This is a genomic window from Paenibacillus sp. FSL R5-0475, from assembly GCF_038004585.1.
Classification (GTDB): Bacteria; Bacillota; Bacilli; order Paenibacillales; family Paenibacillaceae; genus Paenibacillus_AQ.
In genome coordinates, this window is the sequence record NZ_JBBORK010000001.1 from 2,582,528 (window position 1) to 2,609,437 (window position 26,910).

A 26,910-nucleotide genomic window follows, 5' to 3' on the forward strand; every position below is an offset into this window, starting at 1 on the left:
ACAATATAAATATTTATACGCTTCTAGGTTTAAATAATAAATCAGAACTATTAGATATCTTTAATTATCCAAGCCTCCTTCTTCGGTACAATAAAAAAACGCCAACACTTATTAGCTAATTAGCCATAGTGTTTGACGTTTATCATCCATTCTAAAACGATACTTCATTTTCAACGTAGATCAGTAATACTCCTTGTTGCCCGTTTTACAATCCGTTTCGTTTCCTTGGAATCCGAAGAAATTAACCACTTCTCACTAAGCTGTTGCACCCAGTCTGGATTGCTTTTACTCGCATCGTTCAACCAATTACTTACAGAATCCTGAACGTATTTTGCCGGATCTGACTTAAGTGGTTCTAATAATGGAAGTGCTATTGCTGGGTTTTCTTTTAGCGCAGTAATATGCTTCGCCCATACCCCATGTGGCCGCGTCAATTCGATTGCATATCTCCTTATGTTCGTATCTTGATCATGAACCCAGCTCTCTAAGAACTTAATGGATTCATCCAATTCTGCAATGACCGATTCCCTTAAAGCCATCCATGAAATCTCACGTACCCCAAAATGATCATCCGCTGCAAAGGGACGGATATCCATTAGCTTTTGCGATAGACTTAAAGATTGATTTAGACCGATCATATAGGCAGCCCAACAGCGGACACTATCGGAACGATGCTGTGCTAATGCTGAGAATACTCGGACTTGTTCCACCTCTGATTTGCACTCCAATACCTGTTGCCACTCCCGCGCGATAGCCGGTATGAGTTTCATGATTTTCTTTTCCGATGAATCGCGAAGCCTTTGTAAAATTGGTTCGGATTCCTGTCCAAAACCTAGCTCGTCCAGTACATTTTCTATCAAGACCATATGGTCCACAGCAAGCCATTCCGTTAGATTTACAGTCTGTAATTGTCCTTTATGCAATAGTCCAACAACATCAGCAGGAATATCGCTAACTTTTCGAGCTCCCTTCCTATGCTCCATATAAATCTTCCCTTCACCTATGATTTTAAAGGCTTGGATAACCTTCTTCTTATATCTAGGATACGGGTATTTCTAACCATAAAGATGTAATCTCATTTACAACTCATAATCTTTATAAATTTCTTTCCAAAATCTTATCATGATGGATACGTATAGTTTTGAACCCAGTCTGAAGCACCTCAGCTTTTACCAATTCTTGCAATGCCACAGTAACCGCTTCTCTGCTCGCACCAATCAAATTGGCGATTTCTTGATGTGACAGTGGAACATTGATTTTATAATAATTATCCTCACTTTTAACGCCTAGTTGATCCGATAGCTTTAAAAGAACGCACAATATTTTATCATGCAGATTTCCGATGGCTAGGTTTTGAGTTAACTGACTCATACTTTTTATACGATCACTCAATACTTGCATTAATGACATCAAAAATCTAGGTCGAGTAGCTACGAATTCTTCAAATCTTACAGGATCAATTGTACAGATATGACACTCTTCCATGGCTTCAATGTAATGATCTTTGGTTCCAAACGAAATCACGTTCATTTCACCAAAAACATTACCCTCACTCAGAATATCCGAAGTAAACTGCTTCCCATCCGCATTCAATCGGTATAAACGCACCTTTCCTTTTTTCACAAAAAATAATCCTTCAGAGAAGGTTGTCGGTGTCTGGATATATGTATTTTTCGGAACTACTGTTATTCGAGTTAACTCTTCCATTTCCATTAGATCTTCCAACGCTAACGATTGAAGCAAATTGAATTGAGATAAATAATGAATAGTCTCCATTGCCCCTCCCTTATATAACGTTATTCGTTATTTTAGTATACCGCACAAAAAAAGCCACGTCCTAAGGACGCAGCTTATTCGTTAACGATTACTTGCTTCCCAGCGCGCTACTTCTTCACGAACACGAGGAGCTACTTCCGTTCCCAGCAGTCTAATCGCCTGCATAACATCCTCATGAGGCATTGTACCGTGGGGCATATGTAAAAAGAATCGCGTAATTCCCACATGCTTGCGAAGATGAATGATTTTGTTCGCAACGGTTTCTGGATCACCTACGTACAGAGCGCCATCAAAGCTGCATGCTGCATCGTAATCGGAACGATGGTATGGGGGTGTCCCTTTTTCCTTCGCCCGCACATTGGTCCGAGCATGCGTTGAAGGGAAAAATTTCTCCAGTGCTAACTCATTAGTCTCAGCAATAAACCCGTGTGAGTGCGAGGCAATAGGCAGGCTTGAAAGATCATATCCGGCTTCAGCCGCTGCTTTTTTGTAGAGCTGCACATGCTTCGCATAATCAAGCGGTTGAACATTTCCAATAATAGCTAATACAAAAGGTAAACCTAATGCTCCAGTGCGGATCGCAGACTCTGGACTACCTGCACTCCCAATCCAAATCGGTAACGGATCTTGAACCGGACGCGGGTAAATCCCCAGATTGTTTATGGCTGCTCGATGTTTGCCACTCCAGGTTACTTTTTCTGACTTTTGGATGGCTAATAACAATTCCAGCTTCTCATTAAAGAGTTCCTCATAATCTTTCAGATCATAGCCGAATAATGGAAAAGACTCTGTAAACGAGCCGCGGCCGATCATAATTTCTGCACGCCCATTCGAAATGCCATCTAGCGTTGCAAAATCTTGAAATACACGTACGGGATCTGCTGAAGACAGGATCATTACGGCACTGGTCAAACGAATTTTTGAAGTCAACGATGCAGCTGCCGCTAACACAACCGCAGGTGATGAAGCCGCATAATCATTACGATGATGCTCGCCCACTCCGTATACATCTAGTCCCACCTCTTCGGCAAGTACAATTTCCTCCACTACTTCACGTAGTCGTTCCGCATGACTTATTGTCTCACCCGTTTGGACATCGGGCGTTGTCTCGACAAAGGTACTTATTCCAAGTTCCACTCTCGTTTCCTCCTAAAGTTCTGCACGATGCATTATTCTCTGGATGTAAATGTTTGAATATTCATAATTACATTTAATCAAGAAACCCATTATAATAGGATTCACCGATAATTCCAACTATTTCAGATCCCCTCGATTATTGATCGGTCTGAGGAGCCCTTATTTTAATGGTTTTGGCCATTTTGTGAGATTATCGGACTCAGATGCTGCTTTTTGCCCAAACCCACTACCAAAATGTGTGTTTTTATGGAAATAAGAACTATACGGTCCGAAACTAGTGCGATGTAAGAGCCAAGACAATATTAAAAGACCACTAATCACATGAAAAACGGAAGTTTAGTGGTCAATTTCTAGCTAGTTCATGTTCCCTATACTAGAGTTTATGGGCTTATCCAGCGGTTTCGGGGGTTTTCTCTGATTGATTCCAATCCCCACTCGACCGAACACAAAGGCTCCGCCTGGAATACGATTCGCTATGTTCATGATGATCGCCGATCCAACCACACATCCGACAAATTGGAGAAGCACACTGAATAGTCCAAGGTTTTGCAACCCGAACGAAGAAGGAAGTTTGACGAATAAAGCCAACAACAACGGGTGAAGCAAATATATGCCGAAGGAGTATCTACTGCTCCACTCCAGCACACGCGGCACTTTTTTCAATGAGGAAGCCACTGTGAAGAGTAGTAGAATCATGCTCATGGCGAAAAGTAACATATCAATTCTCTTGGAACTATGTGCCGTAATCCAGCCTTGCCCATTCACGAATAGCACAAACGCGCCTGTTACAACCGGAAGCACGTAGACAGCTAAACGGAACTGTTTTAATTTTTCCCGGAACCAAGCCTCATTTCGCCCCAAGTAATAAGCCACAGTAAAGTAGAAAATCCACCCCGGAGAGAAAACCCAATACAATTTATCCCAAATATATTGAGCAGCTACCGTATCTACGGGTTTGGTGAAATTGAAAAAACCTAAGTAAGCCACATTAATAACGAATGACGCAATCAGTATAGAGCGTGGAGTGAATTTTTTGGCATGCTTTTGAAATAAGAGGAACAAGGCATAAAACTGAAAGATAATTAGGATAAAGTAGCCATGAAAATCGCCAAGTAACCAATGACGCCAGAGAAAGTACCAAAAAGCTTGAAGAAGCGGAATCCCCTCACTGCCCGCCATATCCAATCCTTTTAACCCTGCGTACAAAGCTCCGAAAAAAAAGTAAGGAAGCAAAATATACTTGATCCGTTTCTCCCAAAATTTCGCGGGAATTCCGCCCGGGTATGCAAAAGACAATACGAATTGCGAGATAAATACGAATACCGGTGTGCCAAATGTAAGCAGTAGACCCACTGACTCTACCCAAGGCGTGTTCCCATCGTCATAGACTCGATATAAAGCATGTAACAGCGCTATACTTAAGCAGGCTATACTACGTAGAACAAACATTTCCGAATTTAATTTTCGTTCCATGGGGATGACCCCTTTCGATATTTGCGATTAATGGTCCACAGCACTGCCTACAGTCAATCGGGCTGCAATCGTCTTCTTGAGTCCCTGGTGAAGATCATGGTGAGGTGACCAGGACATCAACTCGTTTGCTTTACTATTGTTTAAATAGCTGTGAAGAATATCTCCCGGTCGAGCCTGTTCATAGGTTGTCTGGGATTCCCGACCTGTAATACCGCCTATCATCTCTACAATCGTATTAATGGAGGTCGCCACCCCGCAGCTAATATTTATGATCTGATTGTCCGCATTCTCATCTGTACAAGCCGCATTTACAAACGCCTGTGCAACATCCTCAACATAGACAAAATCCCTGGTCTGTTCTCCATCCCCATAAATTACAAGCTCCTTGCCTTGCTTTATGCGATCCAGAAAAATCGAAACGACACCAGCTTCACCATGCGAGCTTTGTCGAGGTCCATATACATTCGCAAGACGAAGAATGGTGTACTTCAGCCCATGCATGCTGGCAAACATCCGAATATAAGATTCAGGAACACTTTTTGATACCCCATAACAAGATTCAGGATTTAAGGGATGTTTCTCGTCAATGCTCAAATATTCAGGATTACCGTATACAGCGGCCGACGAGGCGTACACGATCTTTTCAACCTGATGCGCCTCACACATCCGCAGGACGTTTAGTGTGCCAACAATATTCACATTCGCATCAAACAATGGATTGCGCTGAGATTCTCTTACGTCAATCTGTGCAGCCAGATGAATGACCGCATCCGGTTTCTCACGGATAAAGACTTCACCCAGAGTCTCGTCCCGAATGTCGTACGGATATAAAACAGCGGAAGGATTTCTATAGAATGAGCCGGAAGCACCCGATAAATTATCTACAATTACAGTTTCGATCCCCTCTCTTATAAGCCGGTCAACAACATGTGACCCAATAAAACCAAGCCCCCCAGTTACTAATACCTTCAAATAAAAAACTCCTTTCGCCCTGTAAAGTGCTCTTTGTACCATGCATCTGTAGAAAAGTTCACATAAAATACTTAAGAAGAAACGATGTTGTCATCCTTTATGGACGACAACCGTTACTCGTAGAAATATAAGGATGATTTATAACGTGAAACTTAGCCTTATATTTCAAATCAAAAAATAAAGGAGTGAAGTATATGGCAACTGCACCTATTCCAGATAATTCTGTAACAACGTCCGTTATTGTGGACGGAGCAGTCACTTCTATTAAATTAGATCCTGAAACTAACGGTTACGTGAATGTTCGATCCTATGGAGCTACAGGGAATGGTACCAAAGATGACACCGTCGCGATTCAAAATGCAATTAATGCTGGAAATGCCAAACGCAAGGTCGTTATTTTTCCGCCTGGTGTATATAAAGTCTCTTCCGGCCACATGCGTAACCCTTCAGTCCTAGATTGGTGGTGTCTTCGTATTCCAACCGGAACTAACCTAAGCTTTGAAGCCGGCTCAAAATTGGTGCTTGCCCCTAACCCACCATCGGATACTCGAGTTCTTGTTATGTTAAATGCCGCAAACATCACGATATCCGGCAGCCTCGAAATAGACGGAAGTGCTTCGACTGTTAAAACAGCCGTCAACGATCAACTTCATGGCTTGTTCATTTCTTCTTCGCAAAATATAACGATCGAATCGGTGTACTCTCATGATTGTTATGGTGATAATATTTTCATTGGAGGGACAGAAGATATCCCATCCGTTAATGTGCATATCGGATATGCGTACTGTGAAACGGCTGGTCGAAAGAACTTTGTAGTCCATTTTGTAGACCAGCTTCATGTCAACAGAGCGGTATTAAATAACAGTCGAGGTGGTGCACCTGGGTTTAATGGCGCCAATTCACTCGACGTAGAACCCGACATCTTCAAGGGAACGCGTAGCTTTTATCAACGATTCGACTCTTTGACAACAACTGGTTTCGGCAATGATATGACAACTGGACTTTCAGATGAGATAACGAGACTCTGGACTCTCGACATCGGTTCACTAGATATGCGTGTAAGTGGATCAGTAAGTCCAGCATTGCTGTCCTATGGATTGACGCTAAAAATCAACCATTTGTCTATTCGCTCGACGGATCATAAAGCTAATTACGGTCTACAAACGATCTATTCACAATTTATTGATATCGGAAGCGCAAAGTTCGATGGAATTGGCGGCCCTGCGATCTACGCTGCGTTTAATGCTGCTGGAGGAAAACCAAGATTGCATATCGGCTCGTTAGGGATGTACGGCTCGGGTTCTACCTTAGCAAGCGGAGTCCGAATCGACGGAGGAGATCTTTATGTGGGGACGATAGATGCACAGGACTTAACGGGCAGTACCTTACAATTATTCACAACAGAGTCTGACGCGATGGTTACTGTCGACAATATGATTGTCCGTAACAGCGGGACCAATCAAGTCGTGCTAGCGTCATCTTATGGTGCAGCTAAGTCCTTCCTGCACCTGAACAATGTAGCAGTGTTTGATACCCGTTCTGTAAAGGTAAAACGCATTCTAGAATTCGAAACATTGGTTGCCATGCAGGGTACTTCTCTTGGTACCTTGTATAATCCGTATGCTTTAACTGAATGGTTCTCTACCTATGGCAACTTCAAACGGGCAGTCCGACTCGTTGGTGGAACATTACTTCCTGCAGTATTTATTGTGGAAGGATCGCCTGAGGGAACGATTACCGCTCCGATTGGCAGTCTGGCTATGCGAACAGATGGTGTAGCGAAAGCCACTTTTTATGTGAAGGAAAGCGGAACCGGTGCTAACGGATGGATTGCTAAGTAATTTTTCAGTGGTTCTGAATACAAGACTCTATCGCATCCATTACGCGTACCAGATCATCATCCGATAAAGAGCTACCGGAAGGTAGACATACACCTTTTGTGAACAATTGATCAGATACACTATGTCCCTCCATGTATGGATAATAGAAGGCGTTCTCGAACAGAGGTTGCAAATGTAGAGGTTTCCATACAGGTCTAGCTTCTATATTGTTGAATTCCAGGCACTTTAAGAGTTGATTAGCGGAGAAGCCTGCGATTTCTTCATCAATCGTTAGCGCACTTAACCAGCGTGTACTGCGACAATTTGGCGCTTCCGGCATGAAATGAAGACCCGGAATGGATCCCAATCGATCTGAGTACACTTGAGAAATATATCTACGTCGTTCGACCTTTTCCTCAAGTAGCTCCAGTTGCCCTCGTCCTATGGCTGCCAACAGGTTACTTAGCCGGTAGTTATAACCCATTTCGGAATGCTGATAGTGTGGAGCAGTGTCACGTGCTTGGGTAGACCAGAAACGGGCTTGATCTAATGCATCGGTATCATCCGATACAAGCATACCTCCACCTGAGGTTGTAATAATTTTATTCCCGTTGAAAGAATAGATTCCGAAGCGGCCCCAAGTACCACTAGCCTTTCCGTGATAAAAGGCACCGAGGGATTCCGCAGCATCTTCTATTAAAACAATACCGTAACGATTCGCGATTTCTACAATTGGTTCCATGTCTGCGCTCTGCCCGTACAAATTGACAACAACAGCTGCTTTAGGCAGTATCCCTCTATCATTCAAATCCAGGCAGGCCCGCTGAAAGGCTAGTGGACACATATTCCATGTCTCTGGTTCTGAGTCTACGAATACAGGTGTAGCCCCCAAATATAAAATAGGATTGGCACTAGCTACGAACGTGAGCGTCGAACAAATCACGTAATCTCCTTGAGAAACGCCAGCTAGACGTAGTGCGAGATGAATTGCCGCTGTTCCAGAGCTTAATGCAAGTGCACCCTTTGAACCTGTATAGTCGGCCATCTCCCGCTCGAAAGCATCGACTTGTGGTCCGATGGGAGCGATCCAGCCAGAGTGAATTGCATCCTCCAAATAAGCCTGTTCACGTCCACTTACATGCGGTGGGGATAACAAGATTCGTGGTAGAATGCGTGGTTGACGAATACTCATGCCTTGCTCCTTTCTCCATTTGGATGCTTTAATCCAAATGGAATACATATCTTATTGTCTTACTTCAGAGCGTGGTCCATGATATTTTGATTCAACAGAGATGGATGCCGGTAGAGCGGAAAATAATTTCCCGCAACCCCAGTGTCACAGAGTGCAATCATTCGTTCATACACCTCGGGGAAAAATATTCGCTTACCTAAGTAATAGTCTAGTGGTTCTAGTTGAGTAGCGAATCTTAGCTTGAACTGAAACAACTCGTCATTCCCCTTATATCCCCCACCGAGATGGAATTTGTCGTATCCATTCTCCATCCCCCACACGGCTGCTGCGTGGATGAGAAATTTGGTGGGTGACCACTGCAGATAAGCTCGATCCCAACCGCATAAGTGATAATGCATCCATGGTCGATCAAGGAGTACAATACTTGCCCCTACACTCCTCTCCCCATCCATCGCCTCAAACAGCGCTACCCGTCCTTCTGGCATAAGGCTTGTATCTTCTATAAATTTTCGAGGGAAATAATAAAAGGGATCTGCTTGTAAATCATTTAACGTCCCGTAATATAACTCGATGAAAGGCTCGATCCGATCCTTAAGATCCGACTTTCGAATGGTGAATGGAGCTGACTTTAATTTACGGATATTTCTTTTATGATTGCTGCCATAGTTCTGGATTAGCACTGACTCTGAGCCAACTGTCAAATCCATGTATACTGTATTCCGATTGAGCTCCGTAGTAAGCCCTTTTTGGTATTCAGCGGCATTGCCTATGAAAGGATGGAATCTTACAAACTCGGTCATGATCTTTTTCTCTCTGCAGTAATCTGTAAACGTATCACTGAATTGTCGGTACAACTCTGTTCGTTCCGCTCCTATAGGCTCATTAGATATTGGCCCCCCGTATCCATAAGGTGTGCTGATGTCATACCATTCTCCTTCAAGTCCCAGCTGGATGACTGCGGGAAGATGGCTAATGGAGCGAAGTAAGTAAGGATAAATGATGAGCTTCTCACCCTGCTTAAAAACAAACAGCTCTGCCTGTTGATGATCATCATCCTCAAACAGCCGAAAAAAATCTGCAGAAAAATAGATATCCTTACTATCCATCTGATTCAAATAAGCATCCCATTCTTCAGAATGCGAGCTATTAAGCACAATGAAATCACTCATACGTCACCTCCTAAAAGTTATGTTAGCGTACGCTTCCTTGAGGTACTTCGACAAAACTTACTTTGGAAGCATTCGCTGCTAATCCAATATCTTGATCATACGTATACTTTCAGTGCTTAAGCTTAGCGCTGGGTCTCTCTCACGTAAGAATGCATCGGATGAGAGCAATAACAGCTTTCTCTCCCGGTCAAGGTCGAGTAACACATCGGTTAGTGGATATCCGCCGTCCCACTCCCCACTTTGCAGTTGGATGCGAAAATACTGCTCGCCGAGCCGGCCCACAACTGAAGTCTTCTGCTTCGTTCTAATCCTAAATGAAGAAAATCCGTATTTTAGATGATGAGCCTCTGCCATTGGGTAATCATCAATAATGTAAGTCACTTCTTCATCATCTATATCCACTCCAGAAGCAATAACATCTGCGCTAGCCGTTAATGAACGATCCAGATCCCTCACATACCAATAAGTACGTCCTTCTTCTACAAAGCCAAGGCGAAGGTACCAAGCATGCGCCTGTTCATTCCACGAGAACACATCCAGTACCAACTTCTTAATATCGTCCTTCTTGGCTAATTTCTCTCCGTACGCCATGAGCATTCCGCCAATACCGTCCTTGCGAAACGCCGCATCCACGTTTAAATTATTCAGAACCAATATTTGTTCCATTCTTCGCCATTCCGCGAATCCAATGAGCACTTCTCCAATATAGGCTCCAATCAACAATGTGGCCGAATGACCTCCACACTTACAAGCCGCTTGTAGATATGCTGGATAACCCGTACAAGCAAATATCGTTTGATTGTACACATGCTCCGGTAAGTTGCTCTTCAAGAGCCGGCATGCATGATGTATATCGTCTTCATGCAGCGGTCTAAACTGCACACTCATGCCTGGCCCTCCTTTTTATTCAGCCTATACTCATCCAGAGGTAGGCTATGCCGACCTGGATTGGCTACAACATCATCCTGGCGAATCACCTTCAAGACGGTCTTACATAATATCAGCGCATCAAGTCTGAAACTTAAATTATCGACATAGGTGACATCATACGAAAGCCGGTCTTTCCACGACGAAGTATTACGTCCTGACACCTGTGCTAATCCCGTAATTCCTGGTCTTACTGAGAAACGCAACCTCTCCTGTTCGGAATAGTATGGGCTATAACGCATGAGTAAGGGTCTTGGACCAATCAGACTCATTTCTCCCTTCACAACATTCACCAATTGTGGTAGTTCATCCAGACTTAGCTTCCGGATGATTCCGCCAAATTTGATATATCGTCGCTCATCTGGTAACGGCTGACCCTGCGTGTCATACAGTTCAGCCATGGTCCGAAATTTGTAGATAAAGAAGGGTTTCTCTCCCCGCCCTGGTCGTTGCTGCTTGAACAAGATTGGGCTTCCAAGCTTCATTCGAATCAACAACGCCACCACAGCCATGACTGGACTAAATATACATAACATAACGATCGCTCCCACAAGATCGAAGCCTCGTTTCATATGGCGATACATGTTAGTACTCCTCCCGCCTTTCTCTTAATCCGTAAAAAGACGTTCCTTCAGTGAGTTCACCTGTTTTAAATCAGCACTCCAGTAGTACACCTTAGTTCTGACTAGCGGATCAGAACCAATACTGTTGTTGCCTGGAATCTGCTCGTATTTAAAGTCCTCGGAAGTTATTCCCTTGAATAACCAAGCTAAGCTGAGCAAATCACTGTCACTGAAGCTTGTATCGATAATGTCTTTCTTTTCATGGAGCAATAATCCCGCCAGATCCGGAAGATGCTCAGGGCTCAACAGCTTATTGGCCACAGCTCTAACGATATTGAATTGCTCCTCTTGACGACTAAAGTCACCGTTCGGAGTAGAGTAACGCGCCCTAGCAAGGTAGAGAGCATGCACACCATCCAAATGCTGTTCGCCTTTTTTGATGGTAATCTCTGGGGTTATTGTGACATCCTGATCGATTACCATGTCGATCCCACCGATTGAATCGATGAAATCACGAACTCCAGAGAAATTCGTCTTGATGTAATGATGAATGGGAATATTCATAAAGTCGCTCACCGCTTGAATGAGCGTCAACGTTCCTTGCTCATTCCCACCTTTGGACTCACCAACAATATGAGCATGATTAATTTTGGTGTATCCAACATTTTGTACATAAACCCTTGTATCGCGCGGTACAGAGACGATGTTCACCTTCCGCTGTTCCGGCATTACATGCACAACCATTATCGTGTCTGCACGCGAGATTTCCCCACCCCACGTATCTGTTCCAATTAATACAACATTAAAGGATGAAGTTTTTTTATCGGTTGCTTCTGGCGATGCTGCTGGTTCAGTCGATGGTAGTACCACGCCATCCGAATTTGCTGGACTTTTCGTAGTCCCATCCGACTGCGTCTTCCCCACAGGTACTGCAGAAATTTTAGAGTTAGGTATCGTTAATGGATTAAGGGCAGCCTTTTGAAATCGCTGTTCAGCATTTAATACCCCTCTAATCCAAATGCCACCAATTACAATCACAATCAGAAAACCAATCAGGGCGAATCTTCCAATTCGCCGCATGACTATTTGCTTTCTAGTGAATTCCTTGTCACTCTTACCACGCAAACGCAATTTCTTGTTCCATCTACTCATAAACGACTTCATCACTTAGATCCCCGCATGAACTTCGGATTTGATCCGTTCAAGCTCATGAGTAGCCACCTGTGGTTCTTCCTGAAAGCCCGAATAGCTTGGAATAAGCTGCTTTAATAATTTCTTAATCTGATAACTGCTTGGCACAAATTCGTACCTTTTGCATAAATTCTCCAGAACACCAAGGACCAAATTCAATTCGGATCTCGAAACACTTTGAGGCCGACTGATCATGATGCGATAGTTATTGGTGACCATCAATCCTTCCTCTTCTGTCAGGAGTTCCTCAAATAATTTCTCTCCAGGACGAATGCCCGTGACCACGATAGGGATATCTTTATCGGGTTCTAAGCCCGACAGACGTATTAAATCTCTTGCTAGATCGTATATCCGAACCGGCTTACCCATATCAAGCACGAACACCTCGCCACCTTGTGCCAGTACGCTCGCCTGGATAACCAATTGCACTGCTTCAGGGATCGTCATGAAATACCGCACCATATCCATATGGGTAACCGTAACCGGGCCACCACTCTCGATCTGTCTTTTGAATAACGGAATAACACTTCCCCGACTACCGAGAACATTACCGAAACGGACAGCAGCAAAAACCGTCTTGCTAGATGAATTCTGATCATTAATAATCATTTCTGCCGCTCGCTTTGTAGCTCCCATGACACTTGTTGGATTAACCGCTTTGTCCGAAGAGATCAGAATGAACCGCTTAGCACCATATTTGGCACTCGCTTCCGCTACATTCCTTGTTCCGATCACATTGTTCTTTACCGCCTCCACCGGATTCATCTCCATAAGGGGCACATGTTTATGCGCAGCGGCGTGATACACAATCGTAGGTCGGAAATTCTGAAAAACACTATCGATCCGCGACACATCCTGAATATCAGCTATGATAGGTTGAATCTTCTGATCGGGATATAACTGGCGTAGCTCTTGTTCAATCAGGTAAATGCTGTTCTCACCATGACCAAGCAGCAACATTTCCTTCGGACGATACGCAGCTAGCTGACGGCACAGTTCTGAGCCAATGGATCCTCCTGCACCCGTGATGAGAATACACTCACTCCCTAAATTCTCACGAATCTCTTCAGTATTAATCTCAACAGGAGTTCTACCCAGCAAATCATTTACGGACACTTCACGAATTCGATTGACTGCCATTTTCCCGTCCAAAATTTCTGTCATACTAGGCATTAGCTTAATCTGTGCTTTTGTTGATTTGCAGATCTCGATAATCTCCATTAAATCGTTATGTGGCGCTGTCGGGAGGGCAATAATAATGAACGCAATGTCCAGCTGTTTCACAGCCTCGGGAATGAAATTTCTATTACCCACAATCGGCAGCCCCATTACTTCCAGCTTTTGTTTGGATGCATCATCATCAATGAAAGCGACCGGATGCATAAATTTGAACCTTGAATGCTTGATATCTTTCGTAACGAGGATTCCTGCTTTACCAGCCCCAATGATTAGAAGATTACCTTCGAAGGCATCCTTCACACCCGTTGTCTCAAATCCATCATTTAGAAGACGTTTAACCATTCGTAACCCAACAATGCCCAGAAACACATAACCCGCTGCAAAATAGATAGAAATCGGTAGTCGATAGGAAGGAATTACTGCATGGGTGGATAGGTTGACAGCAATCACTCCAACGAGGGTTAATACACTCACTTTTAGAAGCTGCAGTAACTCTCTCATTCCGGTGTATCGCCAGATATTGTTATACACTTTGAATCCAAATGAGAAGGCCGCATACACCGCAATGTGAATCAATATTGCCCACGGAAGCATCCACACGTACATCTCAGGGATTTGAAAATCAAACCGAAGTAAAAACACAAGCCACACTGAAGCCGCAATAATCCCTGCATCCAACATGACCAAACGGACGATCCGCATTTTCATCACTTCTTTCTCCCTAATTAACTAAAAATTCATTTACTCGCCTTTTAAGTGAGAGTGAATATTCAATCCCCCGATAGGCTGGCATGCATTTCAGACGGAACCCGCTTTCTTTCCTCCTTGTTTAGCGCTTCTATATAGATCGAGTCCATTTCACGGAGCACCGCAGGCAACCCGTAACGAATGATCCTCTCCTTGTTTGCTTCTCCCATTGCCCTAGTTAATGCTGGATTATCACGTAATTGAGTAAAAGCCTTAGCGGTAGCGGTAATATCACCAACAGGAACCAACATGCCTGTTGACTCATGTTCGATCAAATCATGAATCCCCCGAATATGAGTACCTATAACGGGTTTCCCTATTGCCATCGCCTCCATAATCGCCCGAGGTAGTCCCTCGCGATAAGACACAAGTGCAGCAACATCACATGCTCTGAGTAGATCCGGAATATCTCTACGGTACCCAAGCATATGCACCCGATCGCTGACAACCAGCCGATTAGCAAGTTCCAATAGAGTCTGCTCGAACGGTCCTGTACCCGCAAAAGCCAGATGGATGTTGCCTGCTTGAGACCCCAACTGACCCAGCGCTTCGATCAACTGCTTCTGGTTCTTGTTGGCGTTCAATTCAGCAACGCATAGGATGACGAAGGGAGGTTCATCATGCTCACTCTTCGGCAGATCAAACAGTTGGCGTCGCCTATCTGCCTTCTCCGACGCAGTTTCAGGATGACCCTGTTCACTGCCGTAAACCTGGAGATCAAGTCCTACACCACTCACATAAGTCACCTTTTTTCGTATAGAAAATTTCTGGGCGCGTTCATAATCTTCTCTATTTATGGTGATTAGCACATCTGTCCAGCGGGCCATTAACCTCTCGAGCGGATAATAAAGCATCCAGTTCAGAAAAGGAGCTCCCTTGAAAAAATGAAAACCATGCGCTGTATACAATGTGCAAGGTACACCTGCTTTATGGGCCGCAATCCGTCCGAGAATCGAAGCGACTGGCGTATGTACATGGATGAACTGGAACCCCTCCTCCTTGAAGCTTTCCGTTAATATCCCTAGCGCTGCCCAGTTCTGCATCTGTAAAGGGCTACGCTGAATGGGCACATCATGGCACACGATCCCCTTCTCTTCTAATCGCAATCTCGCTTCCCCTGGCTGCGCGTAAGCATGCACTTCACAACCTTTTTGCTGCAATAACGCCATGTAAGGTAGATGGAAACTCTCAAAATGCCCAAAAATGGAGGCTACAAAAGCAACTCTTACCGGCCCACAGTCTTCAGCAGGTATGCTACCGAACCTCTTGTTATTGCGCTTGTTGCGCTTGTTCTGTTTGTTGTCGTAGGTTACGACCCGTTGACTTTTCAGTGCCCTTGGTTCGATATCGCTTCACTCCTTTCCATCCCGTATTCGTTAATCGGATGCAAGCTGCGTTCATAGCCATCATGAACCACCAATACCGCTGGAATAAGGCTTCAATACCCATCGAAAGTCCAATCATCGCTGCATGAGACAGCAGTAATGCCATAATGATCGGTCTGTTCACCCTATCTGCCGCGCGATAAGAACGTATTCCAACGATAAAGAACCAGATCATGAATCCGCCGTACACAATCAAGCCCAACAAGCCAAATTCTGTCATAAACCAGATCGGAGTATTATGGATAATAATCCGCAGTTCATAGTTATAGCTACCGAGTCCAATCCCTAATAATGGACTTTGAGCGATCCACTCCACAGCCTTCCCAATGATGTCTAGACGCGACTGAATCTGCGAGGGTCTGCTGGCCATATTCCCAAGCACATCCAGATAAGCTGTACCTTTATACAACAGCAATGCTCCAAACGCGACGCTAAACCCCATGCCGATCTTGAGAAGTCGAGAAGGATTAGTCAGCAGTAATGTAAGCAGAACAAGGAACAAACCTATCCATGACGAACGCGAAAAAGTCATTATTATGCCCCCGGCTAAGGTGATCGTCGCTAGCGTACTCACCCATCCCCTTAGCAGCTTCACTCCGTCTCCACTCGTCATGATATGAATGGAAAAAGCCGTAACTAGTAATCCGCCGTATGCATTCGGATCAATTAGCATCCCGGAGAGGCGACCGTCTTGCACCATAAACGGAACCTTCACTCCACTAAAAAAATCGAACAAAGCGACGCCATTGAAGATCAGCACACTGATCAAAAAAGCTCGTAGCATTTTATATAACCGATCCCAGCTGTCTACAGCCTGAACAAGCATGATGTAAGTGAGCAGTAGGAGTATAAACCCAAAATCTTTTTGCAATAGAGCGTATTGCGTAATGAATCCATTGCGCCAAATGGATACAAATGAAGCAAGGACGAAAATAAACAACATCCCCCAATGCCATGAACTGAACTGCCTCGGGTCCAATTTGAGGTGTAAACCTGCTGCAAACAAACCAAGCATTAAGAAAAGGTCAGAGGGTGCGATTCGAAATGCGCCACCGAAATCAATTTGAGCCGGAAGGCAGATGATGTAACCCATAACCGCAAACAGAAATAAATTACGCATGGTGTAGGGTTTCCCTACAACGAGTACAGATGTCATACAAGCCCCTACTTTCCTATGAGAAATTGCCTCTATGCGGCCAATTCCCGTTGTACCTGTTTCCTTGCCTGACGGATTACCAAGAAAAGTACGATCACACTGCCTATCATCTGAACAAATAAGGCCAAGCTAGCCCCCACCGCAGCACCTATCACCCCGAAAATAGGCACGAATATTAGACAAGAAAGCCCATTAGTGATCACGGAACACAGAAACAAGGGAATCTGCGCTTTGTACTTCCCGGTAGCCGTTATGGCATACCACAGGTAAGACGTTACAAATACCAATAGGGTAGAAACGAGCAACCAATGAAATAAACCTATCTCAGCAGCCACATCTGGACTGAATAGAAGAGTTAGTAGCTGATGACCAAAGATCCACCCGATCAAACAAGCGATCGCACTAATTCCTATACCCATTGCAATCATTCGACTGAGTAAAGAGATGAACTCCTTATGTCGTCCACTAGCGTGCCAACGGGCAAGACGTGGTGTTATCGCTTCACCGAGTGCAGTCACAACAACATTGCAGGCAACGATCATGTATGAGAGCGTAGCGTATATGCCTAAGTCATGTTCTCCTTTAAAATATGAAATCGCGTATAGTGGGATATTTGTATTTAGTGACATCAACGCCAGCACCACGCCAAGGGGTGAGCTTACGAGCAGCAAGCCCCATAATTGTCTTTTGTTAAAAAGTGGCCTGAGCGACGTATGCACTCTCGCTTTGCGAGCATCATATCCAATGGTTATTGCTAACCATCCGATAATCATGACTAATAACGCTAGAATGAGACTCTGAGTAGGGATAAATACGAGGGCGAAGACAAGTATGGAGAACAATCCTTTAGCAGCTCTCGAGAAAGAGATTTGATCTAGCCTTTCCTGCTTCTGAACGATACCCAATAAAATATCGCTGACCGACTCAACAATTCTATACAATCCTATGAAAAATATGACTAAAGCTGTATTCCAATCAGCACCACTAAGGATGCAACAACCTGCTGTAACCGTGAATGCAACTGCGGTTGTCACGAGACGAAGGCCAAAAAAATCTCCAAAAAGATATTTTCCAGATGTATCAACAATCAAGACCGAACGCAGATGCAGATGCGACAGCATGAAGATGGGAGCAGTCACCGCAAGCCCTAACGAATATTGCCCAACGATTTCGGATGAGCCAAATTTATTAAGCAAAATTACAATCACGAATTGAGCGCCAGCGTATGTGATATTTCCGAATAAATAACGAAGAGAAGCAAGTGTCATAATGCGTTAGACCAACCCTGAAGTTGAGGCCCAATCGGCAAAATCTTCACCGCGAATCTTGTAACGTTTGCTACTTTTTCGATAATTCAAAACCGCTCCCAAAATATGTGCTCCTTGCTGCTCAAGGATCTGTTTTGCAGAGTTGGTATGCTTTAAGAGCACTTTCCCGGATTTTACGACTAACAGTACCCCTTCGGTCATCTTTGCCAAGATAAGGGCATCCGAAAAAGGCATTAACACCGAAGAAGAATCGATGACAATCGTATCAAATCTCTCACTAAGCTCTGCAAATAACCTTTTCATTCCTGTTGATCCTAGTAAGTCGGCTGGATTTGGGGAGATCGGACCCGATGTCATTACAGAAAGTCCTTCTGATCCCTCAATAGGGAAAATACAATCATCCACACGGGTTTGATCCACTAGGATACTACTTAATCCGATCCAATTGGGTAGATCGAATGCCTTATGCACCGTTGGTGTACGCAAATCCCCATCGATCAGCAGCACAGTTCTTCCCGTTTCTGCCATCGCTATGGCCAAGTTCATCGCCACTGTTGATTTACCTTCATTCGGAAGTGAGCTTGTAACTAATAAAGATCGAATTTCTCCACCAACTCGGGTATAACGAATATTAGATCGTATCGTTCGGAATTGGTCACCATTAGATGATTTCGGTTGTTCCAGGCAATACAATCTTGGCGTTTTCTTCTTCATGTCTGCTGGCTCCTTCTACTGAATTGGATTTCGTCTTCTCCCGCCGTTTCCGCGGCTTCAATTTTCCCACCGTTCCCAGAAGAGGAAGCTGCAAATCCAACTGAATATTCTTGGCGCTTTTCACAGGTTTCTCCGCCAATTCCCGTAGAATGGAAAATGCGATCCCAGCAATCAATGCAAGTCCGAAAGCAACGACCATATTGAATACTGGCTTGGGTGAGATCGCCTCGAAAGGAACCTTGGCTCGGTCAAGAAGCACAACATTCTCTACCCCCATAATCGCTTGGATGTTCTCATTAAAGGCCTCACCAAAGCCATTCGCGATATTCGTTGCCCGCTGAGCATTAGAATCCGATACAATTACCGTCGTCACGAGTGACTCGCTACTTGTTCTTGTTTTCACTTTTTCTAATAGTTTTTCAGGGGTCATGTTTAATTGCAGTCTTCTAACGACCTCTTCAGCGATTCTACTGCTTCGGATAATTTCTCCGTAAGTGGTTACTAGTTTTTGCCCAGCCATAATGTCATTGATTGCTTTCTGTTGCCTATCCCCTTGAATAAGAATAGAAGCCGTCGCCTCGTATTTCGGTTTTAAGACATAGTAGCTAACGAAGCTAGCAATTCCGACCGCAACAATACATAATACAATGATGAACAGCAGCCTACGTTTCACTAGTTTCAAAATGCTGCCTAGTTCGAATTCCATCGTTCATTTCTCCTAACCGTTAATGTATTTTCCTCTTCTTCAACAAGTGTTTTATTGTATAGTTATATTCTCGTTAGCCCAATATATGTCCAAAAAAAGTTGGGAATTTATAAGCCTTCTTTTAAAAAAATCCACCCGACTCTCTATTAAATCCCAACAGAAATAGGCCGTTTACTAGTAAGATTCTACTGGTAGACAGCCTTATATATTCACTTCGTTACTACTACCTAATAATAAGTCGTGCTAGTTGGCGCGCTTATGTAGCACTTTTTTGATTCACCTTTCTATAATCCAAGTATATGGTTTATCTTCATATTGAATCTTAATGAAATCTTAACGGATAAATGAGATTTATTATGCATTCAAATCCGCCATTGCTGGAATATGAATTTCTTTGACACAGGAAGCACTAGAGAGGTTAACGATACATTTCACAATGGAGACAATGTCCTGAACAGGAATTCTTGTGCCGCTATATTCTGCAATCGCTTTTTCCGCGCCATCCTCATAAGGAATTTCTGCTGCCAGCTCACCCGGATTCACACAAGTTACTGCAATGCCATCCTTACGTACATGCTCACGCAATGCATGTGTAATACCACGCAGACCGAACTTGGAAGCTACAAATGATACCTGGGCGTTATTGGTATGATCCAGTCCTGCTGTGGAGCCAATTAGAATAATTTTTCCTGCTTCCGATTGACGAAGATTAGGTAATACAGCCTGTATGCAGGTAATTGTTGAAGTTATATTCACATTTATAATGTTGGCAATGTCACTCGTCTCATCCTTGTCAAAAGTATAGTGATCCTCAAAACCTTCTTTCTCCCAAATACCCACGTTATAAACTAGAACATCAATCTTCTCCGTTTGAATTCCCTTTGATAAGACTTGTGCGGCATCTGGCTGCGATAGATCTACTGCAATCCATACCCGCTGTATGCCATCATTAAGATCCAGACTGCCCGGTCTGCTTCTGGAGACGATCCACACTCGATCACCATACTCAGGTAAACCTTTCACAAATGCATCTCCCAAACCTTTACTTGCCCCCAAAATTAGATAGTTTCTCATACTGTCGTCCTTTCTATATGCATCATTCTATTTTTATATCATAGTACCATCGAAGGACATGAAGAAGTAGGGTTAGAATTCGGAGTTAGGCAATTAACTTTTGAAAAAAGCCGCTATCATGGAGTAATCCATAGATAACGGCTCTTTATTTTACATCATCGAAGCAAAATGTTGACTTATTAATGTCGCGTACGGAGCATACGTCCAACTAAATAAAGCATTTGTTTACGTGTGAAAAAACGTGACATTTGAGCTGAAATATAGTTTGAAAATCCTGGGACAACAAATATTTTTTTTGCCTGAAGCGACCGAAGAGCCACTTGAACCACATTTTCTGGAGTATCTCGCTTCCCTACTGAAGCTTCATCGGCTCCCACAACATTAAAAAATTCTGTTTCCGTAGACCCCGGACATAACGCAAGAAATTGTACTCCCCGTTTCCGATTTTCCTCCCATAGTGCTTGTGTAAATGATAATACAAAAGCTTTTGTCGCTCCATATACAGCCATATTAGGGAGAGGTTGAAATGCTGCTGTTGATGCAACGTTTATAATCACTCCGCTTTTTCTTCTTAACATCTCTGGCAAAAATAAATGGGTTAGATCTACTACCGCCAAAACATTTAGCATCACCTCTTCATGTTGTCTTGGACCAGACAGTTGTTCAAAAAGCCCATACGTAGCAAAACCTGCATTATTAATAAGAATATCAACGTTCAGACCACGTTCCATACATTGTTGATAGAGCCTGCTAGGAGAACCTTCTTGCGATAAATCAGCAACGATAACCTCCGCTTGAATATGAAATTCTCTTTGTAATTTTTCCGCTAAAGCAATCAATTTATCTTCGGAACGGGCGACTAAAATTAAGTGACTTCCTTTAGCTGCAAGATCATGAGCAAACGCTTCACCTATCCCCGAAGAAGCCCCTGTAATCAATGTCCATTTATTTTGAATTGTAATCATTGCTATCATCTCTCCCTATTAATGACCATCTGGAAACAGTGTTTCAATATGAATCATTGTATCTGAGTGAGGTTACGTTGTCAAATAAAGTTCTACATTTAAATATTGGCTATTTCTCCTCTACATCAGTAAAATAAGGTTTAGAAATGATGGTTATTTAAAAAAGCTAAAGTAAAGTTCTAAGGAAGTGAAACTACATGCAAAAATCGTCCAAAATATCTTCTATAGATGCTCAATCCGTTACAACCTACCCAAAAGCAAAACTACAGCATGCAGAAATATTAAGACTGAATATTATCGAAGCCGCTGCGGCCATTATGCATGAATCTGGACCTGAAGGTGTAACCATTCGCAAGGTTGCTGAAAAAATGGAATGTCCCACAAAAATCATTTATAACTTGTTTGGAAACAAGGAAGGTTTAGCGAAGGAGCTTTTTCTGCAAGGGTGTAAATTGTTGGCCGCTGCCTTTCAAGCGGTTCCAAAACAAGACAATCTAAATTTTTATCTTCGCGATCTTGGACAAGCTTATTGGGATTTCTCACGTAATCACACCAGCTATTATATGGTTATGTTTGGAGGGGCTTTTAGCGAGTTCAAACCGGAGGAAGAAAGTTTACATGCTATCTTCACGGCACTTCAACAAGTAATAGCCCTTATTACAGAAGCCATCGAACAAGGGTTTATTGAGGAGAAAGATCCCCTCCTTGTTGTGAATCTGGTGTGGGCATCGTTGCATGGCCTCATTCATCTGCATTTGGGGGGACATATTCAAAATGAGGAAGCTGCTAAAACATTGTATGATAGATCAGTATCCAATTTAATCCATACGTTCTTTAGAAGCAATAATTAAAAAAGAAGCTTTTTTGCGGCTAATACAAAAAAACGGCATTTCTGCCGTTTTTTCATTTCATATTATGTCCGGCGCATATAAGCACGAACTGTAATTGGTGCAAAAATCGCAACGATGACAGCTGCTCCGATCAGAGAGATTACGAAATCCCAGCCTACGGTACCATTGTTAGTAAGCTCCCGCACCGCGGTCACCAAATGTGAGATCGGATTGACTTTAACAAACCATTGAAGCCAGCTAGGCATTGTATCTACCGGTACGAATGCGTTAGACAGAAACGTAAGCGGGAACAGCACAATCATCGAGATCCCTTGTACACTTGAGGCTGTTCTTGCAATGACACCAAAGAAAGCAAAGATCCAGCTAATCGACCAAGCACAGACAATAACAAGAAGTGCCGCTATAGCAACATGCCCCAGCCCTCCCTCGGGCCGTAATCCCATAATATAACCCATGGTGAAAGTGAGCACAGTCGCTATCGTATACCGAATCGTATCTGCTAATAGAGCACCTGCTAACGGAGCTATCCTTGCAATTGGCAGTGATTTAAATCGGTCAAACACACCTTTATCCATATCCTCACGTAATTGAACTCCAGTAACGATCGAAGTAGTAATTACGGTCTGAACGAGAATACCAGGAATGATAACAGGCAAATAGCTAGCAATGTCACCAGAGATGGCTCCACCAAAAATATAGGTAAACATCAGAGTAAAAATAATAGGCTGAAGCGTAACATCGAATAATTGCTCAGGTGTTCGCCGTATTTTTAGTATACCCCTATACGCCATTGTGAATGAATTTCGTATACTCTGTCTGAGACTCGTATGGTTTTTCAATTGTCTTGTAGTTCCTGAGTTTATTGCAGAAGTTCTTGTACTCATACTCTTACTGCCTCCTTCTTGTTTGACTGCCCAGACGCATTTGAAGCGTTATCTGTTACACCCTGACCCGTGATTGTTAAGAATACTTCATCAAGTGTTGGTTTCTGCACACTCACCTCTGCAAGTGGAATGCCTGCTTCGCGAAGAGCAATAAGTAGATCAGTCACTAAATCCGCGTTCGCCATCGGTGCAGAAATCTGCCCTTCCTCTAACGAAGACACATTGGATTGGACATGCAGAACATGTTCTACAAGCTGACGAGCTTGTTTAAAATTCTTTAGCTCTCGGACCTTCAATAGTAAAGATGTGGTACCCACGGATGATTTCAGCTCATCCACAGTGCCCTCGGCGACGACTTGCCCACGGTCAATAACTGCCACCCGGTCTGCTAGTTGATCTGCTTCTTCAAGGTACTGCGTCGTTAAAAGAACTGTTGATCCTGTATTCACCAATCGGCGAATCGTATCCCACATCTGTGAGCGTGTACGCGGGTCAAGCCCTGTAGTTGGCTCATCCAAGAAAATCAACGGTGGCTGAGCAATTAGGCTTGCTGCCAGATCCAGACGACGACGCATACCACCAGAGAAATTTCTTAGTGGACGCTTAGCCGCCTCTGTCAAACCAAACTCTTCAAGCAGTTCAGCAGCTTTTTGTCGTGCCTCCGCGCGGCCAAGTCCTAACAAACGCGAGAAGATGATCAAATTTTCCGTAGCACTAAGTGACTCATCTACCGAGGCGTATTGTCCTGTCACACCAATTAATTGCCGCACTATCTGCGATTCCTTCACTACATCATGTCCGAAGATTCGCGCTGAACCTGCATCAGGGCGAAGTAAGGTCGCCAGCATCCGTATGACGGTAGTTTTTCCGGCTCCATTTGGACCAAGAACTCCATAGATCGTACCTGCTTTTACGTTTAAATTCACCCCATCCACAGCGCGATTATCACCAAATGTTTTGACGAGTCCACGCGCCTCGACGGCCCAATCTCCAGGGTTGTGCTCAATTATTTTTTTGCGTTCATTAACCATTACAATTCCTCCAACGTTTTAGTTTGTATTGTGATGCTAACTCCCTTTTATAAACTGAATTTAAACGAAGGTTTAAACTGAGTTTATAAATGAGATATGCTTTCCGTTGAAAGCTATCCTGTAAATGCAGAAATAACGGTGTAGCTCAATGCTACGCCGTTTATTCTTTCAAAAATGCTTCTGCCTTGTCCTTATGTTCATCTGGAATGCTAACGGACTCCATGGAGCTTTATCGGACTGAAAGTACACAATATTGCCCCTGATAATGATGATTAACGTCTCTCTAGTCCGCAACTCGCCCCAAATGCCTCAAAATGAGCAAATAGCAGTTCATATGTATATACGAATCCATTATATCTGTTTCATTTAAATATTTTTGCACAATGCACCAAAAAAACCGAGAAGCGCGATCTCACGCCTCTCGGTTTATCATTCATTGTTATGATCTGCTTCAACATATTCTTTAAGCGCAAACAGTTTATTAGCCCAGTATTGTTCAAAAAAGGTAAGCCAATCTTGAAGCTCCAGTAGAGGCTCTGGCTGAAGCTTGTACCTAGTCTCCCGACCGACTTTCTGACTGCTAACAAGCTGTGCATCGGACAATACTTGTAAATGCTTATTAACAGCGGTTCGGCTGATCGGGTAGCAGTCCGAGATGGATGCTATGGACATTTCCTTATTAGCAAGCAGCTTTAGCAGACTGCGGCGGGTAGGATCTGCTATCGCTTGAAATACATCATGTCCAGATTCAGCGACTGGCATCTTAAACCTCGATATAAGCAGGAAGTTTTTCTTGGACGATTTTCTCCCAGCCGCCGTTCATAAAGCCACGAACGATTGGATGCGGTTGACCAAATTCAGTTACCTTTTCAGGGTCCCATCCAGAATGAATCACGGTGAACTCCGTTTTCCCATTAATCTCTTTCAATTCAAAAGCAAGATGCCAATCCTTCCCCCAATTAAAACCGACACGATTCGGTTCATCAATCTCTGTAACTTTACATGGGGAATCCCCGAATTGTCCAGCATGTAGAATGAACTCATGACCTACCACTGGCTCGAATGTACTTGGCATCCACCAGGCAGCTATTCCTTCAGCAGTGGAAACAGCTTTCCATACTTTTTCAATGGGCGCATTGAGTGTAATTGTTTGACGAATATCTTGTAGTGGTCCTTGAGTTTGCATAAATTTCCTCCAAAATTCATTTTAATGTAACACCTTCTGGTTTCATTTTTATTATAACACCATTTGGTGTTATGTCAATTTGCAGAAACCTTAAGGGAATAGCGGAGGAAAGCCTTAACTAGATCCAAGTATCATTGGCTGCTGTTAATTCGGACTCAGTACCGCCAGTGTTTACTACGCTTCTAGGCTCCACCAACATGATATGGCATTCCTTTTCGGCGGAAGGCTTCATCTCGACTCCCTTTGGGAGAATAAACATCTCACCCTTGGAGATTTTAACCTGACCATCACGGAAATCAATGATCATCTCCCCTTCGAGCGTGAAAAATACCTTATCGGTATCTTGATGAACATGCCATTCAAAATCCCCAGTGATCTTAATAAGTTTAAATTGATAGTCATTCATTTCACCAATGACTTTCGGAGACCAAAGGTCGTTAAATTTAGATAACTTATCGTTCAGATTAATAGCTTGATAATGGATAGTAATCACTCCTTATTTTCCTCAACTTATTAGAGCTTAAGCAAGGCTGATAATATATTTTGTAAAGCGTAATCAATAGCTAATGGTCCACCAGTAATAGCGGAATTATCCATTAAATAGACATTGCCTTTCTTTACGGCATTCATAGCATTCCACACATTACTTTGTTTTAAGTTATTCATTAATTCCTCCTTTTTTGTAATGTCACCTATAAGGAAAATATGGTCTGCTTGAACAGTTGATATTCCTTCAAACGAAGTAAATTCATTATTATTACCTGCATATGTATCATCCGGTGTAAGCCCCAGTCCCTTTTTTTTATCAAAAGCAAGTTTATAGACCGGATTCCCTTCACCTAGAACATTAAAAGTTTTTCCATCCCAAGACAATATAAGCGATACTGTCTCTCTTTCCATCGACTTTAATGTTTCACGCCCAGTTGTAATATCTTTCATCATTTTATCAATTACTTTTTCCGCTTCGTCTTCTTTGCCAATAATCATGGCTACTGTACGGAGTCCATATTGCCAATCTTCATAGATGTCCTTGTATTTTAATGTAATGACTGGTGCAATTTTATCTAGTGAATCATACACTGCTTCATGATGCTCTGTTGCTAAAATATAATCAGGATTAATCGATAGAATTTTCTCAATGCTTGGAGACACTTTATCTCCTAGTTCTTCAGCTGAATCCAGCTTTCCTTTTAAATAAGATAAAGAAGATAGATAATCTTTTTCTGTAGATGCAACAGGTGGCTCACCTAATGCAACTAATATTTCAGGATAAAAATACCATAGCGAGGCTATTTTTTCCGGTTTTTTCTCGATAACAATTTCTTTACCTAAGGCATCCTTAAATGTTCTTGGCCAATCAGCTGCATCTACATTAACTGCTGTTGAAGATACGCCTTCTTTAGTTGATTCTTTATTTTCAGCAGGTGTTTCAGTACAACCCGCTAGTATACCTGCTAATAATAGTGTTGCGACTAGCAGTCCTCTAATCTTTTTCATTCGAAATTCCTCCAACATAATGGTTTCATTGCTTAACCATTATTATA

The 26,910-nt window shown here is 43.1% G+C and carries 26 protein-coding genes; 2 read left to right on the top strand and 24 right to left on the bottom strand.

What is annotated here, in order from left to right; translation table 11 throughout:
• Positions 1 to 170: 170 nt before the first annotated feature.
• From MKX41_RS11585 to MKX41_RS11605, 5 genes are all read right to left on the bottom strand, one after another.
• On the bottom strand, positions 171 to 983 hold the full coding sequence (locus tag MKX41_RS11585; protein WP_340970559.1) for a DNA alkylation repair protein: 813 nt from the start codon (positions 981 to 983) through the stop codon (positions 171 to 173).
• A 112-nt stretch (positions 984 to 1,095) separates the two neighbouring features.
• Positions 1,096 to 1,776: a Crp/Fnr family transcriptional regulator gene (locus MKX41_RS11590; RefSeq protein ID WP_076286739.1), complete on the bottom strand. Its 681-nt coding sequence runs from the start codon at positions 1,774 to 1,776 to the stop codon at positions 1,096 to 1,098.
• 81 nt (positions 1,777 to 1,857) lie between these two features.
• Complete coding sequence (locus MKX41_RS11595; RefSeq protein ID WP_339796376.1) at positions 1,858 to 2,913, bottom strand: LLM class flavin-dependent oxidoreductase; 1,056 nt, start codon at positions 2,911 to 2,913, stop codon at positions 1,858 to 1,860.
• A gap of 354 nt (positions 2,914 to 3,267) precedes the next feature.
• Entirely contained in the window at positions 3,268 to 4,386 is a 1,119-nt protein-coding gene (locus tag MKX41_RS11600; RefSeq protein ID WP_340970563.1) for an acyltransferase family protein, read from the bottom strand.
• A gap of 27 nt (positions 4,387 to 4,413) precedes the next feature.
• Positions 4,414 to 5,358 carry an NAD-dependent epimerase/dehydratase family protein gene (locus MKX41_RS11605; RefSeq protein ID WP_340970564.1) on the bottom strand — a complete coding sequence of 315 codons (945 nt, stop codon included), beginning with the start codon at positions 5,356 to 5,358 and terminating at the stop codon, positions 4,414 to 4,416.
• 194 nt (positions 5,359 to 5,552) lie between these two features.
• Between MKX41_RS11605 and MKX41_RS11610 the strand changes: the two genes are divergently transcribed.
• Positions 5,553 to 7,199, top strand: a complete 1,647-nt coding sequence (locus MKX41_RS11610; protein ID WP_340970566.1) for a glycosyl hydrolase family 28-related protein — start codon at positions 5,553 to 5,555, stop codon at positions 7,197 to 7,199.
• A gap of 4 nt (positions 7,200 to 7,203) precedes the next feature.
• On the opposite strand, the gene MKX41_RS11615 is transcribed toward MKX41_RS11610, so the two are convergent.
• From MKX41_RS11615 to MKX41_RS11675, 13 genes are all read right to left on the bottom strand, one after another.
• Positions 7,204 to 8,370 carry a DegT/DnrJ/EryC1/StrS family aminotransferase gene (locus MKX41_RS11615; RefSeq protein ID WP_149647127.1) on the bottom strand — a complete coding sequence of 389 codons (1,167 nt, stop codon included), beginning with the start codon at positions 8,368 to 8,370 and terminating at the stop codon, positions 7,204 to 7,206.
• A 59-nt stretch (positions 8,371 to 8,429) separates the two neighbouring features.
• A complete protein-coding gene (locus tag MKX41_RS11620) occupies positions 8,430 to 9,539 on the bottom strand; it encodes a GNAT family N-acetyltransferase (protein ID WP_340970571.1) in 1,110 nt (369 codons plus the stop codon).
• 78 nt (positions 9,540 to 9,617) lie between these two features.
• Positions 9,618 to 10,427 (bottom strand): GNAT family N-acetyltransferase, encoded by an 810-nt coding sequence (locus MKX41_RS11625; protein WP_340970572.1) that lies wholly within the window; start codon positions 10,425 to 10,427, stop codon positions 9,618 to 9,620.
• Positions 10,424 to 11,050 carry a sugar transferase gene (locus MKX41_RS11630; RefSeq protein WP_340970574.1) on the bottom strand — a complete coding sequence of 209 codons (627 nt, stop codon included), beginning with the start codon at positions 11,048 to 11,050 and terminating at the stop codon, positions 10,424 to 10,426. Before MKX41_RS11630 ends, MKX41_RS11625 begins: the two co-directional genes overlap by 4 nt.
• Positions 11,051 to 11,074: 24 nt before the next feature.
• Positions 11,075 to 12,193 (bottom strand): LCP family protein, encoded by a 1,119-nt coding sequence (locus MKX41_RS11635; RefSeq protein WP_340970575.1) that lies wholly within the window; start codon positions 12,191 to 12,193, stop codon positions 11,075 to 11,077.
• Between the two features lie 3 nt (positions 12,194 to 12,196).
• Entirely contained in the window at positions 12,197 to 14,107 is a 1,911-nt protein-coding gene (locus tag MKX41_RS11640) for a polysaccharide biosynthesis protein (RefSeq protein WP_339265296.1), read from the bottom strand.
• Positions 14,108 to 14,169: 62 nt separating this feature from the next.
• Positions 14,170 to 15,492, bottom strand: coding sequence for a glycosyltransferase family 4 protein (locus tag MKX41_RS11645; protein WP_340974887.1), 1,323 nt, complete (start codon positions 15,490 to 15,492; stop codon positions 14,170 to 14,172).
• The gene (locus MKX41_RS11650; RefSeq protein ID WP_340970577.1) at positions 15,416 to 16,687 is read right to left on the bottom strand and encodes an O-antigen ligase family protein; all 1,272 of its coding nucleotides are present in this window, start codon (positions 16,685 to 16,687) and stop codon (positions 15,416 to 15,418) included. Before MKX41_RS11650 ends, MKX41_RS11645 begins: the two co-directional genes overlap by 77 nt.
• A 32-nt stretch (positions 16,688 to 16,719) precedes the next feature.
• Complete coding sequence (locus MKX41_RS11655; protein ID WP_340970579.1) at positions 16,720 to 17,955, bottom strand: oligosaccharide flippase family protein; 1,236 nt, start codon at positions 17,953 to 17,955, stop codon at positions 16,720 to 16,722.
• 6 nt (positions 17,956 to 17,961) lie between these two features.
• On the bottom strand, positions 17,962 to 18,669 hold the full coding sequence (locus tag MKX41_RS11660) for a CpsD/CapB family tyrosine-protein kinase (protein WP_042189094.1): 708 nt from the start codon (positions 18,667 to 18,669) through the stop codon (positions 17,962 to 17,964).
• Positions 18,617 to 19,375 carry a YveK family protein gene (locus MKX41_RS11665; RefSeq protein WP_042189097.1) on the bottom strand — a complete coding sequence of 253 codons (759 nt, stop codon included), beginning with the start codon at positions 19,373 to 19,375 and terminating at the stop codon, positions 18,617 to 18,619. The genes MKX41_RS11660 and MKX41_RS11665 overlap by 53 nt, the downstream gene beginning before the upstream one ends.
• Before the next feature lie 354 nt (positions 19,376 to 19,729).
• Positions 19,730 to 20,449: an SDR family NAD(P)-dependent oxidoreductase gene (locus tag MKX41_RS11670; protein WP_076286727.1), complete on the bottom strand. Its 720-nt coding sequence runs from the start codon at positions 20,447 to 20,449 to the stop codon at positions 19,730 to 19,732.
• 179 nt (positions 20,450 to 20,628) lie between these two features.
• Complete coding sequence (locus MKX41_RS11675) at positions 20,629 to 21,414, bottom strand: SDR family NAD(P)-dependent oxidoreductase (protein WP_340970581.1); 786 nt, start codon at positions 21,412 to 21,414, stop codon at positions 20,629 to 20,631.
• A gap of 197 nt (positions 21,415 to 21,611) precedes the next feature.
• Between MKX41_RS11675 and MKX41_RS11680 the strand changes: the two genes are divergently transcribed.
• Positions 21,612 to 22,265: a TetR/AcrR family transcriptional regulator gene (locus MKX41_RS11680; RefSeq protein ID WP_340970582.1), complete on the top strand. Its 654-nt coding sequence runs from the start codon at positions 21,612 to 21,614 to the stop codon at positions 22,263 to 22,265.
• A 62-nt stretch (positions 22,266 to 22,327) separates the two neighbouring features.
• Here MKX41_RS11680 and MKX41_RS11685 read toward each other — a convergent pair whose 3' ends face one another.
• The 6 genes from MKX41_RS11685 to MKX41_RS11710 all read right to left on the bottom strand — a co-directional run bounded on the left by MKX41_RS11685 (position 22,328) and on the right by MKX41_RS11710 (position 26,863).
• Complete coding sequence (locus MKX41_RS11685; protein ID WP_076286724.1) at positions 22,328 to 23,149, bottom strand: ABC transporter permease; 822 nt, start codon at positions 23,147 to 23,149, stop codon at positions 22,328 to 22,330.
• The gene (locus MKX41_RS11690) at positions 23,146 to 24,180 is read right to left on the bottom strand and encodes an ATP-binding cassette domain-containing protein (RefSeq protein ID WP_340970583.1); all 1,035 of its coding nucleotides are present in this window, start codon (positions 24,178 to 24,180) and stop codon (positions 23,146 to 23,148) included. Before MKX41_RS11690 ends, MKX41_RS11685 begins: the two co-directional genes overlap by 4 nt.
• A 429-nt stretch (positions 24,181 to 24,609) precedes the next feature.
• On the bottom strand, positions 24,610 to 24,942 hold the full coding sequence (locus tag MKX41_RS11695) for an ArsR/SmtB family transcription factor (protein ID WP_042128608.1): 333 nt from the start codon (positions 24,940 to 24,942) through the stop codon (positions 24,610 to 24,612).
• Between the two features lies 1 nt (position 24,943).
• The gene (locus MKX41_RS11700) at positions 24,944 to 25,366 is read right to left on the bottom strand and encodes an SRPBCC family protein (RefSeq protein WP_340970587.1); all 423 of its coding nucleotides are present in this window, start codon (positions 25,364 to 25,366) and stop codon (positions 24,944 to 24,946) included.
• 118 nt (positions 25,367 to 25,484) lie between these two features.
• Positions 25,485 to 25,850 (bottom strand): cupin domain-containing protein, encoded by a 366-nt coding sequence (locus MKX41_RS11705; RefSeq protein WP_340974889.1) that lies wholly within the window; start codon positions 25,848 to 25,850, stop codon positions 25,485 to 25,487.
• Positions 25,851 to 25,879: 29 nt separating this feature from the next.
• On the bottom strand, positions 25,880 to 26,863 hold the full coding sequence (locus MKX41_RS11710; protein ID WP_076300878.1) for an iron-siderophore ABC transporter substrate-binding protein: 984 nt from the start codon (positions 26,861 to 26,863) through the stop codon (positions 25,880 to 25,882).
• Between the last annotated feature and the right edge of the window lie 47 nt (positions 26,864 to 26,910).

Coding starts and splice junctions, on each gene's coding strand:
- MKX41_RS11625 (WP_340970572.1), bottom strand. CDS start 10,427: ATGAGTGTGCAGTTTAGACCGCTGCATGAAGACGATATACATCATGCA.
- MKX41_RS11615 (WP_149647127.1), bottom strand. CDS start 8,370: ATGAGTATTCGTCAACCACGCATTCTACCACGAATCTTGTTATCCCCA.
- MKX41_RS11635 (WP_340970575.1), bottom strand. CDS start 12,193: ATGAAGTCGTTTATGAGTAGATGGAACAAGAAATTGCGTTTGCGTGGT.
- MKX41_RS11660 (WP_042189094.1), bottom strand. CDS start 18,669: ATGAAGAAGAAAACGCCAAGATTGTATTGCCTGGAACAACCGAAATCA.
- MKX41_RS11690 (WP_340970583.1), bottom strand. CDS start 24,180: ATGGTTAATGAACGCAAAAAAATAATTGAGCACAACCCTGGAGATTGG.
- MKX41_RS11585 (WP_340970559.1), bottom strand. CDS start 983: ATGGAGCATAGGAAGGGAGCTCGAAAAGTTAGCGATATTCCTGCTGAT.
- MKX41_RS11680 (WP_340970582.1), top strand. CDS start 21,612: ATGCAAAAATCGTCCAAAATATCTTCTATAGATGCTCAATCCGTTACA.
- MKX41_RS11590 (WP_076286739.1), bottom strand. CDS start 1,776: ATGGAGACTATTCATTATTTATCTCAATTCAATTTGCTTCAATCGTTA.
- MKX41_RS11675 (WP_340970581.1), bottom strand. CDS start 21,414: ATGATTACAATTCAAAATAAATGGACATTGATTACAGGGGCTTCTTCG.
- MKX41_RS11665 (WP_042189097.1), bottom strand. CDS start 19,375: ATGGAATTCGAACTAGGCAGCATTTTGAAACTAGTGAAACGTAGGCTG.
- MKX41_RS11640 (WP_339265296.1), bottom strand. CDS start 14,107: ATGAAAATGCGGATCGTCCGTTTGGTCATGTTGGATGCAGGGATTATT.
- MKX41_RS11655 (WP_340970579.1), bottom strand. CDS start 17,955: ATGACACTTGCTTCTCTTCGTTATTTATTCGGAAATATCACATACGCT.
- MKX41_RS11695 (WP_042128608.1), bottom strand. CDS start 24,942: ATGCCAGTCGCTGAATCTGGACATGATGTATTTCAAGCGATAGCAGAT.
- MKX41_RS11600 (WP_340970563.1), bottom strand. CDS start 4,386: ATGGAACGAAAATTAAATTCGGAAATGTTTGTTCTACGTAGTATAGCC.
- MKX41_RS11630 (WP_340970574.1), bottom strand. CDS start 11,050: ATGTATCGCCATATGAAACGAGGCTTCGATCTTGTGGGAGCGATCGTT.
- MKX41_RS11700 (WP_340970587.1), bottom strand. CDS start 25,366: ATGCAAACTCAAGGACCACTACAAGATATTCGTCAAACAATTACACTC.
- MKX41_RS11650 (WP_340970577.1), bottom strand. CDS start 16,687: ATGACATCTGTACTCGTTGTAGGGAAACCCTACACCATGCGTAATTTA.
- MKX41_RS11610 (WP_340970566.1), top strand. CDS start 5,553: ATGGCAACTGCACCTATTCCAGATAATTCTGTAACAACGTCCGTTATT.
- MKX41_RS11685 (WP_076286724.1), bottom strand. CDS start 23,149: ATGAGTACAAGAACTTCTGCAATAAACTCAGGAACTACAAGACAATTG.
- MKX41_RS11710 (WP_076300878.1), bottom strand. CDS start 26,863: ATGAAAAAGATTAGAGGACTGCTAGTCGCAACACTATTATTAGCAGGT.
- MKX41_RS11670 (WP_076286727.1), bottom strand. CDS start 20,449: ATGAGAAACTATCTAATTTTGGGGGCAAGTAAAGGTTTGGGAGATGCA.
- MKX41_RS11620 (WP_340970571.1), bottom strand. CDS start 9,539: ATGAGTGATTTCATTGTGCTTAATAGCTCGCATTCTGAAGAATGGGAT.